General features: G+C 35.1%; 14 protein-coding genes and 1 pseudogene. 11 read left to right on the forward strand and 4 right to left on the reverse strand.

Annotated features, from left to right (window positions below):
- Positions 1-620: 620 nt before the first annotated feature.
- Positions 621-1,460 carry an N-acetylmuramoyl-L-alanine amidase gene (locus M014_RS0117835; protein WP_026592937.1) on the forward strand — a complete coding sequence of 280 codons (840 nt, stop codon included), beginning with the start codon at positions 621-623 and terminating at the stop codon, positions 1,458-1,460.
- 32 nt (positions 1,461-1,492) lie between these two features.
- Here M014_RS0117835 and M014_RS0117840 read toward each other — a convergent pair whose 3' ends face one another.
- The gene (locus M014_RS0117840) at positions 1,493-2,647 is read right to left on the reverse strand and encodes an MFS transporter (protein ID WP_026592938.1); all 1,155 of its coding nucleotides are present in this window, start codon (positions 2,645-2,647) and stop codon (positions 1,493-1,495) included.
- A 227-nt stretch (positions 2,648-2,874) separates the two neighbouring features.
- On the opposite strand from M014_RS0117840, the gene bdhA reads away from it, so the two are divergent.
- The 5 genes and pseudogenes from bdhA to M014_RS0117865 all read left to right on the forward strand — a co-directional run bounded on the left by bdhA (position 2,875) and on the right by M014_RS0117865 (position 8,119).
- A complete protein-coding gene (gene bdhA / locus M014_RS0117845; protein WP_026592939.1) occupies positions 2,875-3,927 on the forward strand; it encodes a (R,R)-butanediol dehydrogenase in 1,053 nt (350 codons plus the stop codon).
- 287 nt (positions 3,928-4,214) lie between these two features.
- A pseudogene (locus M014_RS29305) lies at positions 4,215-4,380 on the forward strand (ion channel); the annotation flags it as partial.
- 226 nt (positions 4,381-4,606) lie between these two features.
- Positions 4,607-5,458 (forward strand): phospholipase CerA, encoded by an 852-nt coding sequence (cerA, locus tag M014_RS0117855; RefSeq protein ID WP_026592940.1) that lies wholly within the window; start codon positions 4,607-4,609, stop codon positions 5,456-5,458.
- A gap of 187 nt (positions 5,459-5,645) precedes the next feature.
- On the forward strand, positions 5,646-6,818 hold the full coding sequence (locus M014_RS0117860; RefSeq protein ID WP_026592941.1) for an amino acid deaminase/aldolase: 1,173 nt from the start codon (positions 5,646-5,648) through the stop codon (positions 6,816-6,818).
- Positions 6,806-8,119 (forward strand): D-arabinono-1,4-lactone oxidase, encoded by a 1,314-nt coding sequence (locus M014_RS0117865; RefSeq protein WP_026592942.1) that lies wholly within the window; start codon positions 6,806-6,808, stop codon positions 8,117-8,119. Before M014_RS0117860 ends, M014_RS0117865 begins: the two co-directional genes overlap by 13 nt.
- 4 nt (positions 8,120-8,123) lie before the next feature.
- On the opposite strand, the gene M014_RS0117870 is transcribed toward M014_RS0117865, so the two are convergent.
- Together M014_RS0117870 and M014_RS0117875 are read right to left on the reverse strand one after the other, a co-directional pair.
- Positions 8,124-9,275, reverse strand: a complete 1,152-nt coding sequence (locus M014_RS0117870; RefSeq protein ID WP_026592943.1) for a VanZ family protein — start codon at positions 9,273-9,275, stop codon at positions 8,124-8,126.
- A gap of 324 nt (positions 9,276-9,599) precedes the next feature.
- Positions 9,600-9,902 (reverse strand): hypothetical protein, encoded by a 303-nt coding sequence (locus tag M014_RS0117875; protein ID WP_026592944.1) that lies wholly within the window; start codon positions 9,900-9,902, stop codon positions 9,600-9,602.
- Positions 9,903-10,592: 690 nt separating this feature from the next.
- Between M014_RS0117875 and M014_RS0117880 the strand changes: the two genes are divergently transcribed.
- The 5 genes from M014_RS0117880 to M014_RS0117900 all read left to right on the forward strand — a co-directional run bounded on the left by M014_RS0117880 (position 10,593) and on the right by M014_RS0117900 (position 15,029).
- The gene (locus M014_RS0117880) at positions 10,593-11,876 is read left to right on the forward strand and encodes a 3D domain-containing protein (protein ID WP_026592945.1); all 1,284 of its coding nucleotides are present in this window, start codon (positions 10,593-10,595) and stop codon (positions 11,874-11,876) included.
- 109 nt (positions 11,877-11,985) lie between these two features.
- On the forward strand, positions 11,986-12,213 hold the full coding sequence (locus M014_RS0117885) for a helix-turn-helix transcriptional regulator (protein ID WP_081811078.1): 228 nt from the start codon (positions 11,986-11,988) through the stop codon (positions 12,211-12,213).
- Positions 12,206-12,679, forward strand: a complete 474-nt coding sequence (locus tag M014_RS0117890; protein ID WP_026592947.1) for a hypothetical protein — start codon at positions 12,206-12,208, stop codon at positions 12,677-12,679. Before M014_RS0117885 ends, M014_RS0117890 begins: the two co-directional genes overlap by 8 nt.
- A gap of 136 nt (positions 12,680-12,815) precedes the next feature.
- Positions 12,816-14,252 (forward strand): choice-of-anchor I domain-containing protein, encoded by a 1,437-nt coding sequence (locus M014_RS0117895; RefSeq protein WP_035415342.1) that lies wholly within the window; start codon positions 12,816-12,818, stop codon positions 14,250-14,252.
- 144 nt (positions 14,253-14,396) lie between these two features.
- Positions 14,397-15,029 carry a class A sortase gene (locus M014_RS0117900; RefSeq protein WP_026592949.1) on the forward strand — a complete coding sequence of 211 codons (633 nt, stop codon included), beginning with the start codon at positions 14,397-14,399 and terminating at the stop codon, positions 15,027-15,029.
- A 149-nt stretch (positions 15,030-15,178) separates the two neighbouring features.
- On the opposite strand, the gene M014_RS0117905 is transcribed toward M014_RS0117900, so the two are convergent.
- The gene (locus tag M014_RS0117905) at positions 15,179-16,564 is read right to left on the reverse strand and encodes a peptide MFS transporter (RefSeq protein ID WP_026592950.1); all 1,386 of its coding nucleotides are present in this window, start codon (positions 16,562-16,564) and stop codon (positions 15,179-15,181) included.
- Between the last annotated feature and the right edge of the window lie 327 nt (positions 16,565-16,891).

Here is a 16,891-nt window from a genome sequence, read left to right on the forward strand (position 1 = left end):
TTATTTTTCTATTATAGGGCATGTACTCACTGCGCTTATATTTTTTCCTGTTTTGTTAAAAAGTACAATGCATTATGGATTATTAGGAGAGGGAAATTGACGGTGAAATCTTGAGATGTATGTTGAAATAAGGTGCTAAATAAAAATATCCATGTTCATGGGGGAAGATTGTATCAAGATGATTGGTATAGAAGAAAGAGGAGTTTCAACAAATTACAATGCGTAGTATTCGAATACGCTTATTACTGAAAAGTAAAAAAGAACAATAGGAATTTTTAAATATAGTAAATAAAAATCGGAAGTAATAAACTTATGAAACATGATAAAAATATATTTTTAAAATATAGAGACAAATAGAGTTTACCCCTTTTTTTAACGTGAATAAATACATATATTTCAAGATTTTACTAATTTTGAATCTAAAATAATAATTATTTATAAAAAACAAAATTATATATTGATTTTGTCTTTTATTTTGAGTAAAATTCAAAAGGATTAATAAGATAGTGATAGTTTAATAGTTTAATAGAAATCCTTTTTTAGGAAGAGGATGTAGAGTCTAGCAGACTTAGAATGTAGGGAATATTTGTAAATCCATACACAAAGGGAGAGTAAAGTAAGTGACAGCATTGAAAAAATTATCAGCTTTTGTGAAAGGTAGTATTGTTTTATTATGTGTAGCATGTATGTATTTTGCTATACCAACTACACATGCAAGTGCGGAGACAGTTAAGATTTATCTTGATCCAGGTCATGGCGGAACGGATACAGGAGCGATTGGAAATGGTTTAAGAGAAAAAGACTTAACATTAGATATTGCAACACGTATTCGTAACATTTTAAATGCAGAGTATACAGGTTATGAACTTAAAATGAGTCGTACGAGTGATGTATACCCTACGTTAACGCAGCGAACAACTGATGCAAATAATTGGGGAGCAGACTTTTTCTTATCTGTACATATTAATAGTGGTGGTGGCACTGGCTATGAAGATTATAGTTATCCAAATGCAGGAGCACCAACTACGACTTACCAAAATGTAATTCATCAAGAAATTATGAAAACAACTGACCTTTATGATAGAGGAGTTAAAACGAGTAATTTCCATGTGTTAAGAGAAACGAATATGCCAGCAGTATTAACTGAAAATGGATTTATTGATCGAGCAGAAGATGCACAAAAATTAGGTAATGCAACATTTAGAGAACAACTTGCAAGAGGGCATGTAAATGGCTTAGTAAAGGCATTTGGATTACAGAAGAAAACATTTTTAGTTCGTGTGAAAGCAGAAGAATTATATTATTATAATCAACCTGATTGGAATGCAAAGGCTGGTACTGTGAAAAAAGGTGATGTGTTCACTGTTGTGGAAACGTTAACTGTAAATGGTTCAAAAATGTATAAGCTAAAATCAGGAAACTATATAACTGCTAATCCTTCATATGTTGAGGTTTTATAATAAAGATTTAATTAAAAAAAGACAATGATGAGTTAATTCATCATTGTCTTTTTTATTTTTCCTCTGACATAAATCATTCCAGCAAATGTGAGTAAGAATGCTGTTCCAATTACAAAGCTTACACTTGGTGATGCCCCGATTGCTCCAACTGTAAAGGATCCAGCGACAACGCCTAATGAGAAGAAAGCATAAAATAATCCGAATGCCTTCCCGCGTTTATCTTCAGTTGTATTTTCAACAAGTAAAGCATTAATAGATGGGAAGAGGATGGCGAATCCAATTCCGTAAATCATCATAACAACAAAGAGCATGCCTTTTGTTGTAAATATACCAAGTAATGATAAGGCAAGTGCCATGACTGCAATACCGATTACCATCATCTTTGAACGGTCAAATCGATCATAAATACGATTTGTTGGTAGCAAGAAGAAGAGGATGGCAGTAATCCCAAAGACACTTAACATCATACCTGTTGTAGACGCTTTGAGTGCTAATGCCTCTACTTTTACAGGTAACATATATGTGACGATACCTTGTGAGAACATTAATGTAAAAGCGCCAATATAGGCTTGTAATAATGGTTCGGATCTTAGTAATCCTATCATATCTTCTTTGTTCATCATTTGCGTTCGTGATGTATCTTTTCTAGTCACATTGTTTGGTAATAAGAAAAGGGCCACGATTGTACCGAGTACCATTAAGAGCGAAATCGTAATAAAGACCCATTCAACGCCTACTTTTGCTTTCATAATTCCACTGAAGGCTGGACCAACGATAGCTGCTGTTCCGACAGCGGCACCAGATAGTGCCATTGCTTTTCCTTGTTTTGTTGATTTTGTTTGTTTAGATAAGAAAGTAAAGGCTGCAGGAATTAAGAAGCCGTCACTAAATCCATGTAAAAAGCGAACGATGAGTAATTGCTCGCCGCTCTGAACAACGGTATACAATAGTACTATGAAACTTGTAATTCCCATACTCATATAGAGAACTTTCTTTGCACCAAATTTATCAACAGATGCACCTGCGATAATATTTCCAATCATATTGGCAAACGAGTACATACCTACAACAAGGCCGATAATAAGAGGGGTTCCCCCGAGGCTTTGCGCGTAAGTACTCATAATTGGTAATTGTGAAAATGTATCTAAAAACGCTACGATAACAATAAAATAAATGAAATATTTCAAGTGATGTTCACCTCTCCTCTGCTATTATGGCATAATGCGAATTTCACCTGCAATGAAATTGAATTAACAGATGTGGAAAAAAGTACAAAGTGACAAAAAAGTGAACTTTTTTCGTTAAAATTTGGTGAATTTCAGTTTGGTTTTTTGAAATATATGGATAAAAGTACTATAATAGATTAGTAAACTTCACTAGGTTAAGTATATGTACATAGAGAGGGATGCATAAAATGAAAGCATTACTTTGGTATGATCAACGTGATGTAAGAGTAGAAGAAGTTCCAGAACCAGCTGTTCGGCCAGGAGCAGTAAAAATCAAAATTAAATGGTGTGGTATTTGTGGAACAGATTTACACGAATATTTAGCGGGACCTATTTTTATTCCAACAGAAGAACATCCATTAACACATGTGAAAGCACCTGTTATTTTAGGTCATGAATTTAGTGGGGAAGTAGTTGAAATTGGTGAAGGCGTTACAACTCATAAAGTTGGGGACCGCGTTGTTGTAGAACCTATTTATTCTTGTGGCAAATGTGAAGCTTGTAAACATGGTCATTACAACGTTTGTGAACAACTTGTTTTCCATGGTCTTGGTGGAGATGGCGGTGGCTTCTCTGAATATACTGTAGTTCCAGCAGATATGGTTCACCATATCCCGGATGAAATGACTTATGAACAAGGTGCACTTGTAGAACCAGCAGCAGTTGCAGTTCATGCAGTACGTCAAAGTAAATTAAAAGAAGGTGAAGCTGTAGCTGTATTTGGCTGTGGACCGATTGGACTTCTTGTTATCCAAGCTGTTAAAGCGGCAGGTGCAACGCCTGTTATCGCAGTTGAACTTTCTAAAGAACGTCAAGAGTTAGCAAAAATAGCGGGTGCTGATTATGTATTAAATCCAGCAGAACAAGAGGTACTAGCAGAAATCCGTAACTTAACAAACGGTTTAGGTGTAAATGTTAGCTTCGAAGTAACAGGTGTTGAAGTTGTACTTCGTCAAGCGATTGAAAGTACAAGCTTTGAAGGACAAACTGTAATTGTCAGTGTATGGGAAAAAGATGCGACAATTACCCCAAACAACTTAGTATTAAAAGAAAAAGAAATTGTAGGTATTCTTGGATACCGTCATATCTTCCCATCTGCTATTAAATTAATTAGCTCTGGACAAATTCAAGCAGAGAAATTAATTACGAAAAAAATTACTGTGGATCAAGTTGTAGAAGAAGGATTTGAAGCGCTCGTAAAAGATAAAAATCAAGTGAAAATTCTTGTTTCGCCTAAATAATGTATAATATAGAAGAAAGTAGCCTTTTTCTAGAAATAGAAGAGGGCTACTTTTTTTATGTATAGAAAGGTGATGGTTATGGTGCAAGAACTTCAAAACACTTGCAATGAATCTGTAAATCTTGAACGTACTGATACTATTACTTTAAAAAAGAGGCAGGATCGGTATGGAAACCAAAATTTGTTCAAAAGGAAGAAATTTCATATCTGTAGACCAGTATTACAAACAACAATCAGCAAGGTACTGGTGTATTGATGGTGAGGTAATGCCTTTGGGGATGGAGTGGAACATTAACGACAGTTGGCTATGGGGGGAACTCCGCAAATAGACTTTGGGAAAATCTTTACGATATTCTATATTTTCATTGGAATTGGTATAGTGTTTGGGCTTGTTCACAAGCTCGCAGTAAATGTTCAATTGCCAAGTATATTAGCAGGGAGAAAGAAGGAGTAAAAGCAATCAGGATATGCACCTGGTTGCTTTATTTTTTTACAATATTTTAGCTGTTTCTTTGCAGAAAATTAATATTCGTTTACTAAAATATGAATGAGTCATGATGTGAACATTTGCATAATTTATTTTTCAATAGAAATGAATAGAAAGGCGGGATATTCTAATCTTAGATCAACCATATGACCTACATATTTAAAGTAAAATAAATATAAGCGGAGGTTTTCATATGAAAAAGAAAGTATTAGCCCTAGCAGCAGCTATTACATTAGTAGCACCATTGCAAAGTGTAGCATTTGCCCATGAAAATGAGAGCGGAAATAAGGTAAGAGTAATTCAATATTGGTCTGCGGAAGATAAACATGCAGAAGGGACAAACTCCCATTTGTGGATTGTCAATCGTGCAATTGATATTATGTCCCGTAATACAACAATTGTAAAACAAGATCAAGTCACCTTATTAAATGAATGGCGTACAGAGCTAGAGAATGGTATTTATGCTGCTGATTATGAAAACCCTTACTATGATAATAGTACATTTGCTTCTCATTTCTATGATCCTGATACAGGGAAGACGTATATTCCTTTCGCTAAGCAGGCAAAAGAAACGGGGGCTAAATACTTTAAACTTGCTGGTGAATCTTATCAAAAGCGAGATATGAAACAAGCATTCTTCTATTTAGGATTATCGCTGCATTACTTAGGAGATGTAAATCAACCAATGCATGCAGCAAACTTTACTAATCTTTCTTATCCACAAGGTTTCCATTCTAAATTTGAAAACTTTGTTGATACAGTAAAGGATAATTATAAAGTGACTGATGGAAATGGCTATTGGAATTGGAAAGGACTAAACCCTGAAGACTGGATTCATGGAGCGGCTGTAGCTGCTAAGCAAGATTATGCCGGTATTGTAAATGGCACTACAAAAGATTGGTTCGTAAGAGCGGCAGTTTCACAAGAATATGCAGATAAATGGCGTGCAGAAGTTACACCAACAGCAGGAAAACGTTTAGTAGAGGCGCAGCGTGTCACAGCGGGATATATTCAGCTTTGGTTTGATACATATGTAAATCGATAGAATGCTTGGTTACTTCTTAGTAATAAACATATACATATCATGACTCATGATCCAGTACAGGCAATCACTTCTATTGAAATAGTTAAAAAGTTTCTTCGTCAAGAAGAAACTTTTTTTGTTTAGACACAGGAGAATGATAGTTTCTTTCCAATATGTATAAGACATATATATAAGGGGAGAGAACGATGTGGAGCGTAACATATTTCAAAAGGTCCCATTACCATGTGCATTTCTTGATGAAGAAGCGTTAGAAAGAAATATTGAGTCCATTGTTCAATTGTGCCAAGGAAAGAAAGTTCGTATTGCTAGTAAATCATTACGATCTGTTCCAGTGATGAAGAAAATTTTAGCCTCTAATCGTTGTTTTCAAGGCATTATGTGTTTTTCACCACGAGAAGTAATATTTTTAATAAAACAAGGATTTAACGATTTGTTGCTTGGGTACCCTATACATGATGAACAAGCACTTCAAGAAATTAGTTTGCTTACAAAACAAGGATTGATAATCACTTGTATGGTAGATTGCGTAGAACATATTGCTTATTTAGAGACAATTGCAGAGGAAACAGGTGGGCGTTTTCGAATCTGTATTGATATCGATATGAGTAGTCATTTTTTTCAGCTTCATTTTGGTGTTAGACGTTCTCCTATACGTACTGCCGCTGAGGCTTTGGACGTTATTGAAAAAGCAATTCAATCTCCTGTTTTACAAATAGACGGTGTAATGGGCTATGAAGCACAGATTGCAGGAGTTGGAGACGATGTACCAAAGCAAGGTTTTAAAAATAAAATAGTTTCTTATTTAAAGAAAAAATCTGTATTTGAAGTGATGGAACGCAGACAGAGCATTGTACGAACAGTGCAAGAACAAGGGATTGCACTTCGTTTTGTAAATGGAGGTGGTACAGGAAGTATACAAACGACAATGCAAGATGAATCTGTTACAGAGATTACAATAGGTTCGGCTTTTTACTCTCCTAAACTCTTTGATTACTATAAAGATATTAAATTTGAACCAGCTGCTGGATTTGCATTGCCAATTGTTAGACAACCAGCCCCTCATATATATACTTGCCTAGGTGGTGGATATATTGCTTCAGGATCAGTTGGGAAAGACAAACAGCCGGAGATTTTGGAGCCAAGTGGAGCGAAGTTGTTAGCTTTAGAAGGAGCTGGAGAAGTACAAACGCCTGTTTATTATGATGGTTCAGAATACCTAACGGTTGGGGATGTCGTGTTATTTAGGCATAGTAAAGCCGGAGAACTATGTGAGCGTTTCTCATCGTTACATCGTATTGCAGGTAACAAAGTGATAGGGAAATATTCAACATACCGGGGGGATGGTCAATGCTTTCTGTAAAAGGGCAAAAATGGAGAAATTGGACAGGGAATGTAGAAGGAAATCCACAATATACGATGTACCCAAAAAGCATACAAGATGTAATAGAAGTAGTAAAGTTTGCAAAAGAACAGGGAAAGAGAATTCGTGTTGTTGGATCAGGTCATTCTTTTACACCTCTTGTTCAAACAGAAGAAATTTTAATTTCTTTAGATGAGCTACAAGGGATTTTGGATGTGGATTCACAATCATTCATAGTAGAAGTATGGGCCGGAACAAAGTTGTATAACTTAGGAAAACTGTTGGAAGAAAAGGGATATGCGCAGGAGAATTTAGGAGATATTGATTCACAATCTATTGCTGGAGCATTTAGTACAGGAACGCATGGAACAGGTATTCAATTTGGTAGTTTGGCAACACAAGTAGTAGAAATTACAGCTGTGCTGGCATCTGGAGAAATTATTGTTTGTTCTGAGAAAGAAAACCCTGAATTTTGGAAGGCATTTCAGTTATCTCTTGGTATGCTTGGAATTATTGTAAAAGTTAAATTAAAAGTCATTCCAGCTTATTCACTTATCTATGAAAGCAAAAAGGAATCGTTATCTACTGTAATAAGCAAATTAGAGGAATATAAGCAGCATCGTCATTTTGAATTTTTTGTGTTTCCGTATTCAGATGATGTTCAAGTGAAAATTACAAATGAAACGACAGTTAAAGGGATAGATTTAAAGTGGCATAAGTTCAAGACGGCACTACTTGAAAATATAATTTTTTCATTATTGTCTAAAGGATGCAAGTTACTTCCTTCTATAAGTAAGGGAGTTAGTAGGCTATCAGCAAAGGCAGTGCCGAATGCAAAAACAATTGGTTCAAGTTATCAAATATTTGCTACATCTCGTAATGTTCGTTTTTATGAAATGGAGTATAGTGTCCCAGCGCAGTATATGAAAGATGTAGTAGGGGAAATTTACAGTCTTATTGAAAAGAAGAAATTCCAAGTTCATTTTCCAATTGAATGTCGCTATGTAAGGGGAGATGATATATGGATAAGTACTGCCTATGGAAGAGATTCAGCGTATATCGCTGTGCATATGTATAAAGGAATGAAGTATGCTGCGTACTTCACAGCGATAGAACGTATTTTTCAAAAGTATGAAGGACGTCCACATTGGGGGAAAATGCATACAATGCGATATGAACAGTTGCAATGTGTTTATCCAAAGTTAAACTCTTTCTTGGAAGCTAGAGAAAAGGTAGATCCAATGGGAGTGTTTTTAAATCCATATGTAGCAAAAATGTTTTCTATTTATGAAAAAAGCTGACAAATTATTTGTCAGCTTTTTTGAGTGTAATTACATTTCGTGTATGACTCATTCGTTCGTAAAATAGTAATTTATCACGACTAAATACGTGCAGTAGAAAATGAATAACAAAGATACCGTTAATTGCAAACATGAATAATAATATAACAAGTAGAATTAAAGGATTCGTATGATTTAAAATAGAACTGCTAGAGAGAATATAGTTAATTCCTCCGAGAACAAAGTAAAACAGTCCATACCGAATGAATAATTCTTTTAATGTAATTCGTTCATTTCTTCCTTTTATATGAATACGAAGTAACGCCTTACCAATTGTTTTTCCGTTCATAAAATACGGAATGATGATGAAGTAGACGAGGACTGCACACGTAATAAAAATAAGATCATATAGATTGGTATAAGATTGCATTTTAGAAATGAAAATAGAATTCCCCTTATTTTTTATACCTGGCACAACAAGGGATAAGAAAATCCAATCAATTTGGAGTGCGATTAGGCGGCGGATAAATCCAACTGGTTTCGTAGCTAAATCGACATGTGCATCTAATTCATTTGATTTAGGAAGGAAGTACGTGAATATTGGCGCGATGAAATAACCAATTGCTCCCCCAAGTGTATTTAAAAATAAATCATCGATATCAAATAAACGATATGCACAATTGTATATACCGTATAACCCAGTCACTTGTGTCACTTCAAAAAATAGTGAGAGACAAAGTGAAAAGAAGATTGTTTGTAAAAAACTACGGCGGAAATAGTAACGTAAATATATGCCGAATGGAATCGTTAACACGGCATTAAATGCGACTTGTAAAAAGGCAGATTCTTTTAATAAGTAAAAATAGGTAGCAGGTTTTGCTAATATCGCTGCTGTATGATTGCTAATTTCTTGAATGAAATAAAACGGTACAAGCTGAACGTGCTGTGTGTTAGCTGGCTGAAGGCTACATGTATCATAGGTTTGCGGTAGAGGTAAGACAACAAGAAAATAGGCGTTTAACAAATAAAGAAGCAAAGAGTATAAAATAAAAGAACGCCATTTATTTAGATAGCCATATTTTCTGTAATTAAATATTAGAAATGGAATCAATAGAACCATTGCTAAAAAAGGAAATAGAATAAATGCTGTTTTAATTGGAAATAAATAAGCTGTCAAAATGTGGCTCCTTTCGAAAAAATTAAGATTTTATTATAGCTTCAATAAAATGTAAAAGCAAACTTTATTTTTAGAGGCGGAAAGGGAATCTGAATTAAAAAGCAACATACCCCTTATTTTTTAGGGATGAGAGAGCATCCGTCCATGCATAGAAACGGTCAGGACATTTTTCAGCCCCATATTAAGCTTAAAACTAAAACAAAAATAGAAAATGAGTACGGGTCACTTTGGTTTAGACGTAGCCATGACTTATAGGTTGAAAATTTAAACTGGATGTATATAGATGAAAGAAGAGCCTTACTGCAAATTTGCAGAAGGCTCTTCTTAGTGGGGATATTTAATATGCGTAGCGTTGGATTTTGCCGAAAGGATACAGCTTTGGAATTGTTGTTTCCATGTTAAAGTGGTGGTTTCCTTTCTTTGAGAAATCCACTCGTGATAATCTTGTTGCGTTTTCCATAATATACGAACTATATACTCATTTCCATGTTCAGTATGCTTCGTACGAGAAAATTCTAGATTAATAAACCCGTATGTACCAGGGTTTGGATAGTATTGTTGTAGAGAACGAATTATTTTTTCTTCATAGCCAAATTTAATATGAATAAGTTTTGTAACAATAAACATGATTGCACCCCTTTTGTATTAGTAATAAGAAATTAGAGTGAGTATCCTGTTTCAGTCATAACATGTGCAATCCCTCCTGTTATTCTTACGAGGTTAGGGTGTGTTTGTAATATCGATTCATCCCGTTCGTAATTCATTTTTAAAGCATGATATATATTTAATATTATACTATTCTGAAAATTTAAAGTAAATAAAAGGAAGACGACAAATTTTTTATAGGAAAATAATCGTGAGTGTACCCGCGATGACACAATAGAAAGAGAAGGATTTTTAAGCTGAATCTTCTATAATGCCCATAATACTTAGTGATAAATCATCTAAGCTAACAGGAATATTTTTAAATTGATGAGGAATCGAAATAAACAAAAATTCACTCTAAAATATAAGAAAAGATAAGCGTGAAGCGAATTTGTAGCAGATTGTCATATGTTGCCAGAAGACTCATTTATGTATCGCTGCAATTTATGCAAGATTTGACAATGTTTTCAATGTCATGTAATCTGTTGTTTCTAATATACGAATCTAGGCCTTTGTAAGATTTGTATGAAAATAAGTTGTTAAAAGTTAAGAGTTTATTACATGTTACAGTTTGTTTTTATTATTTGTCATGAAAAATAAAGTGTATTTAATGAGTTTGTAAAGAAACTGTAAAATAAATCATGTATAACTGTATGAGAAGGGAGTCGGATTATGAACTATTTTAAGCGAATCAGTAGTCTAGTATTAGCAGGAATTATTGGTCTTTCTAGTACAGTTGCTGTCAAAGCTGAGTCAAACGACGAGAAACTAAACAACATGCAGCAGCAATTGCAGCAGAATAACAATGATATTCAGCAAAAAGAACAAGAGAAGCAAGCTGTTAATAAAGAAATACAAGGTATCGAAAGTGAACTACATAATTTAAATAAAACAATTACAAAAAACAAAGAGGAACAGGCTGCTATTCAACTCAAAATTGATGAAACACATAAGCAAATTGAACAGAAAAAGCAAGAAATTATCGTTTTAGAAGATAAGGTACTTGCTCGTAAAGATATTATGAAAAAACGTATGGTTTCTGTTCAAAATAGCTCAAATACAAGTTTAGTAGTAGAAGTTGTAGTAGAATCAAAGAATTTTGCTGATTTCTTACAACGTGTGACGGCAGTATCTACAATCCTAGAGGCAGATAAAGAGATTTTACGTCTTCAAGAACAAGATCTTCGTCAAATTGAAGAAGATAAAAAAGCAATTGACGAAAAAGAAGCATCTTTAGAAGTAGATAAACAAAAATTAGCAAAAGCACAAGCAACTTTACAAGAAAACTTGAAAAAACGTCAAGAAAACTTACAAGCTGTACAGACAAAATATAATCAACTTGCAGGACAAATTAATTTAGCTGAACAAGAAAAAGCGAAAATTGAAGCAAATATGAAAGAAGTCCAAGAAACGATTGCTCGTGAGCAAGAAGCAGCAAGATTAGCAGAAGAAGCTCGTGCAAAAGCAGAAGCGGATGCAAAAGCTGCAAGGGAAGAAGAGGAAAGAGCAAGAGCGGAAGTAGAAAAAGAGGCTGTTTCAAAGCCAGAATCAAAGCCAGAATCAAACCCAACTGAACCTGCCGTGAATAAATCACAGCCGGCACCAGCTCCAAAACCAGAGACAAAACCTGATCAGAAGCCAGGACAAGGCGGGCGTGAAATTTATGTAGAAGCGACTGCTTATACAGCGGATCCATCGGAAAATGGTTACAAATCAGGTGAACATGTGCATTCAGCAATGGGACATGATTTAACTGCAAACCCAGGAATGAAGTTAATTGCTGTAGATCCAAGAGTTATCCCGCTAGGTTCTCGTGTATATGTTGAAGGGTATGGAACCGCAATTGCAGGCGATACTGGTGGTGCAATTAAAGGTCATAGAATAGATGTATTAATGCCAGATAAAGGTTCATCTAGTGCTTGGGGTAGAAGAACAGTTCGTGTTGTAATTTTATAATTGAAAATCAAATCCAACTTTACAATATGTGAAGTTGGATTTTTTTGTAAATTTTAATGTTAAGTCGAGTTTACATTTTGTAAAGTTTAGCATACAATGATGGTGAGAGGTGGTAAAATTGACCATTTGTAATAGAGTAAAGGAGCTAAGAGCCCGTTTTAACTTCACGCAAAGCGTACTAGCTGAAAAGGTTGGTGTAACAAGGCAAACGATTGCTGCAATTGAAAAGGGGGATTACGTTCCATCGTTGTTATTAGCGCTAACGATTTGTGATGTATTTGATTTAAAGATGGAGGGTGTGTTTGTTTTAAATAAGGAGGGAGAAAAAGATGAATAGAATCATGTTGTCGTATGTGGTGAATGTGTTATTTATTGGATTGGCTAGTTGGGCATTTATTGAACTCTATTATTTTGAGGTGGAATTTGCAAATATTATTCAAACAGAGAAAGTACCATTTGAAATATCAATGAGTCTTACACCGTTTTTATTGTTATTGATTGTAGCGATTGTATCAACTATTTTTTATAAAGTTCAAAAAAAGAAATATAAGAAATTATCTTTTTGGATGTTTCCTCTTTTATTTCCACAAGATGATGAGCGCGAAGAAGTCATTACAGCAAAAGCATGTCGTACGACTTTTATAGCGCTTTGGTTTGTTATACCGATTGGAGCTGCATTGCTTGTTATATATCCGATTGTAACCCCGTATATTCCTGCATACCCATTATATGTTGTATTTTTCATCTTCTTTATACAAATGACCGTATTCCATATATCACTTTATCGAAATAAAATTGCTTAAAGACGTGCCACGTGCACGTCTTTTTTTAGTAATAAAGCATCCTATTTTTTACAAAAAATTAACGCATGTCGAAGTGAAGATTTACAAATGCTTTTTATGATAGGAATTAGATTTATTGAATAAAGGGAGTGGGAAAATGAAAAAGAAGGTATTGGTATATGGCGTAATAATTGCAAGTGTATTATGGACAGGAAGTAATGTACATGCAGAAACATTAGAAAAGGATACAGAGCGGATTGTGAATACAATAGAGACGTTACCAAAGGGGAGTATATCTAACCCTGCATACCGCGGGAAAGTGGAACAGATGGTGACGGACTTTATTGGTAAAAAACATAAGGATACAAAGATTAATCGGATTGCCTCGTTTCAAATGCCTAGTAAGAAGGCTGAAATTACAGCATCAACGCCTGATGGGAATACACTAGTTGTTACAGAAGCTGATTTAGGTCAAATTCAAATACTATCAATTGCAGATTTAGAAAATATAAAAGTATTAGGAAATGTGAGTTTTAAAGACATTCATTCAGAAGCGGAAGTAACGAGTGTAACTGTGACACCAGACGGAAAGCACGCATTGGCCGCTTTTCGAACTGGAGATAACTTATATGATGCAAATAAAGGACAAGTGGCGGTAGTGGATTTAGCAGCGCAGAGAGTGGTAAAAACGTATGAAGTAGGTGTAGGACCAGATTCAGTAGCGTTAGCAGCAGATGGAAGAACACTTATTATTTGTAATGAAGATGAAGAAAACGATCCAAATGATGATAATGAAGTAAATATGAAAAAAACGAAACGACCAGGAAGTATTTCTATGATTACATTCCCTGATGGTGATGTTATGCGCGGGGAACATGTCGAGCTGCCAATCCATATGAGTAACATTGGTAATGGAGCGATCTATAAGCATGATCCACAGCCAGAGTATGTTGCGATTAATCCAAAAGGAGATAAAGCAGCTGTCACATTACAAGAAAATAATGCGGTGGCAATTGTCAATATTGCAGAAAAACGAATTGAAAATATATTTGGCCTTGGCACGACAACACATAAAACAGATTTAAAAAAGGATGGCACCATATCTTTTCAAGATGAGATAACTGCACGCCTAGAACCAGATGGTGTGACATGGGATCCATCAGGAGAATTTCTTATTACTGCTAATGAAGGGGACCTTGGTAAAAATGAATTTAAGGATGGTGTGAAATCAGGAGGAAGAAATATTTCTGTATGGAGTCAGACTGGATATCTTGTATACGATAGTATGAATCTTATTGATGAAAAAGTAGCGGCTGCTGGCCTATATCTTGATAATAGAAGTGAAAATCGGGGAAGTGAAGTCGAAAATGTGACAATTGGTAAGATAAAAGGAAATCCGATTTTAGCAGTGGCGGCTGAAAGAGCGAATGCTGTATTGTTCTTCGATATGACAATTCCAATGTTCCCGGTATACATTGGAATTGCGCCATCAGCAGGAGCGGCACCAGAAGGAATTCATAAAATAAATGGTCGAGATTTATTTGTGAGTGCAGATGAAGTAGATGGAGTGTTAAGTTTTTATCATATAAAGTGATGCGGGAAGACTGACTTATCGCGACCAAATAACGGGATAAGTTAATAAAGTGGCTTCTTCTTTTCGTCTTAGACTTGTACATATAGTCATCTTACTTTATCATCTTATATAGAAGTAAGATTCTGTAAAGGAAAGGGATTATGTATGAATAAACGAAGAATATATAGTATACTAGCAATTCTTTTATTTGTTGTAGGTGGTATCTTAATCGGTAAGCCATTTTATGACGGATATAAGGCAGAGAAGAAGCAAACAGAAAATGTACAAGCTGTTCAGAAAATGGAATACGAAAAGCATGAAACAAAATTTGTAGATGCATCTAAAATTGAACAACCAAATTTAGCGGAAGTTGCGAATGCATCGTTAGATAAAAAACAAGTAATTGGTCGTATTGAAATTCCGAGTATTTCATTAAGTTTACCTATTTTAAATGCTTCTACTGAGAAAAACTTATTATCAGGAGCAGCAACTGTTAAAGAGAAGCAAGAGATGGGAAAAGAAAATTATGCATTAGCAGGGCATAATATGTCTAAAAAAGGCGTCCTATTCAGTGATTTATCAACATTAAAAAAGAACGATAAAATCTATTTATATGATAATGAAAATGAATATGAGTACACTGTGACGAATGTATCAGAAGTAACGCCTGATAAATGGGAAGTCGTTGAAAACCATGGGAAAACGGAAGTAACGCTTATTACATGTGTATCTGTATCGGATAACTCAAAGCGTTTTGTTGTTACAGGAGAGTTTGTAAAAGCGAAAAAAATAAAGTGAAACTTTAATCAGTGAAGGGGGCTTCATTCCCCGCTGATTATTAGCTCTCATTAATTGGGCCTTAACGGGTAGTTGATGGGAGTCTTACTGCCCGTTAAGGCGGGATAAAAGGTTAAACAAAAAAGCTGAGGGGCAATCCCTCAGCTTTTTTAGTCCATCCATTTTACTAATTTTTTTGAAAGTAATAGTAATATACAACCTAAGAAAATAGCTACAACGCCAATGACTGTAAATACTTCTGAATAGCCAAGTGAAGTTGTAAAACTAGCGAGTTGACCACCTAAAATATTGGCAATTCCTGAACCAGCCAACCAAACGCCCATTAGTAATGAAGCGAGTTTTACTGGTGCAAGGGCACTGACCATTGATAATCCAACAGGTGATAAAAACAATTCACCTAATGTATGGAAAAGGTAAGTAAAGACAATGAATAATAGGTTTGCTTTCTCTGTAATATTATGTTCGTCACTACCTGTTTTTAATGTGGCAACCACTAGAACCATATAACCAATTCCAAGTAAAATCATACCGAGTCCCATTTTTGTTGGGATTTTTAAATCTCCACGTTTTGTTGTAGCAAGCTTAGCCCATAGTGCTGAAATAGCAGGAGCAAGCAAAATGATAAACAGTGGATTGACCGATTGGAACCAAGATGTTGGGATCTCCCACCCGAATACAGAACGATCAACAAACTTGTTTGTATATAGCGTTAGTGAACTACCAGCTTGTTCAAAACCAGCCCAAAAGAAGACAACGAAGCAAGTTAGAATAATGATAACCGCTGTATGCTGTTTTTCTTTTTTTGTAAGTGGTGTATTACCAGCTGTTTGTTCGCCGGATGGTGCTTGTAAATCTCTTGTTGGTTTTTTTCCGATATCGCCAAGGAAGCGATTAGATAGTGTTGTGAATAAAACTTGTCCAATAATCATACCGATTGAAGCGGCTAAGAATCCGTAACGGAAACCATAATGAACAACGCCATCTACTGTTGTTTTGAATAAATTTTCTGATAAAAATCCACAAACGAGTGGAGCTAAAAATGAACCGACGTTAATACCCATGTAGAAAATCGTAAATGCACTATCGCGTTTTGGATCATGTTCCTCATACAATTCTCCAACAAGCGTAGAAATATTTGGTTTAAAGAAACCATTACCAATAATAATAAGCGCCAGTCCAAGGTATAGGCCAACCTGGTTTTGTAGGGCAAATAGTGTAAGGTTACCGATTGCCATTGTTACGCCGCCTATTGTTATAGCTAAGCGTTTTCCTAGAAAACGGTCAGTTAAGTATCCGCCAATCATTGGAGTAAAATAACATGCTCCAGTATAAAATCCATAGATGGAAAGTGCCCACCCTGGACTAAACCCAAGACCGCCGCTTACTAAAGCTGTCGTTAAATATAATGTTAGTAATCCTCGTAATCCATAGTAACTAAATCGTTCCCACATTTCTGTGAAGAAGAGTAAGTATAAACCTGGAGGATGTTTTTTGTTTCGTTGTTGTTTCCTTTCAAGTTGTATCGCTGATTCCATTTAAGTTTCCTCCTGACACAAACAAAAACAAAGTGAATAGTTTTGTTTGTTTAATATTTTACTTTATTAACTATTGGATGTCAATAAAGGTCGATTTTTCAGAAGAAATTGGAAAACAGAGCAGATATAGAATGAGGATTTCTTTTGTGATAGACTATGGACTATGTTTGTTCTAGCATATAAGTGCAAGAAATTGAAAAACCATATAAAACCTTTCTTTTTTAGGCGGGAAGAGAGCATCCGTCTATGCATAGAAGCGGTCAGGATTCTTTTTAGCCCCATGCCGAGTAAAACAAAAGGAGAAAATGAGTGAAGGTCTGCTTTTGT

Origin of the sequence: Bacillus sp. UNC437CL72CviS29, assembly GCF_000482345.1 — a bacterium.
Taxonomy (GTDB): Bacteria; Bacillota; Bacilli; order Bacillales; family Bacillaceae_G; genus Bacillus_A; species Bacillus_A arachidis.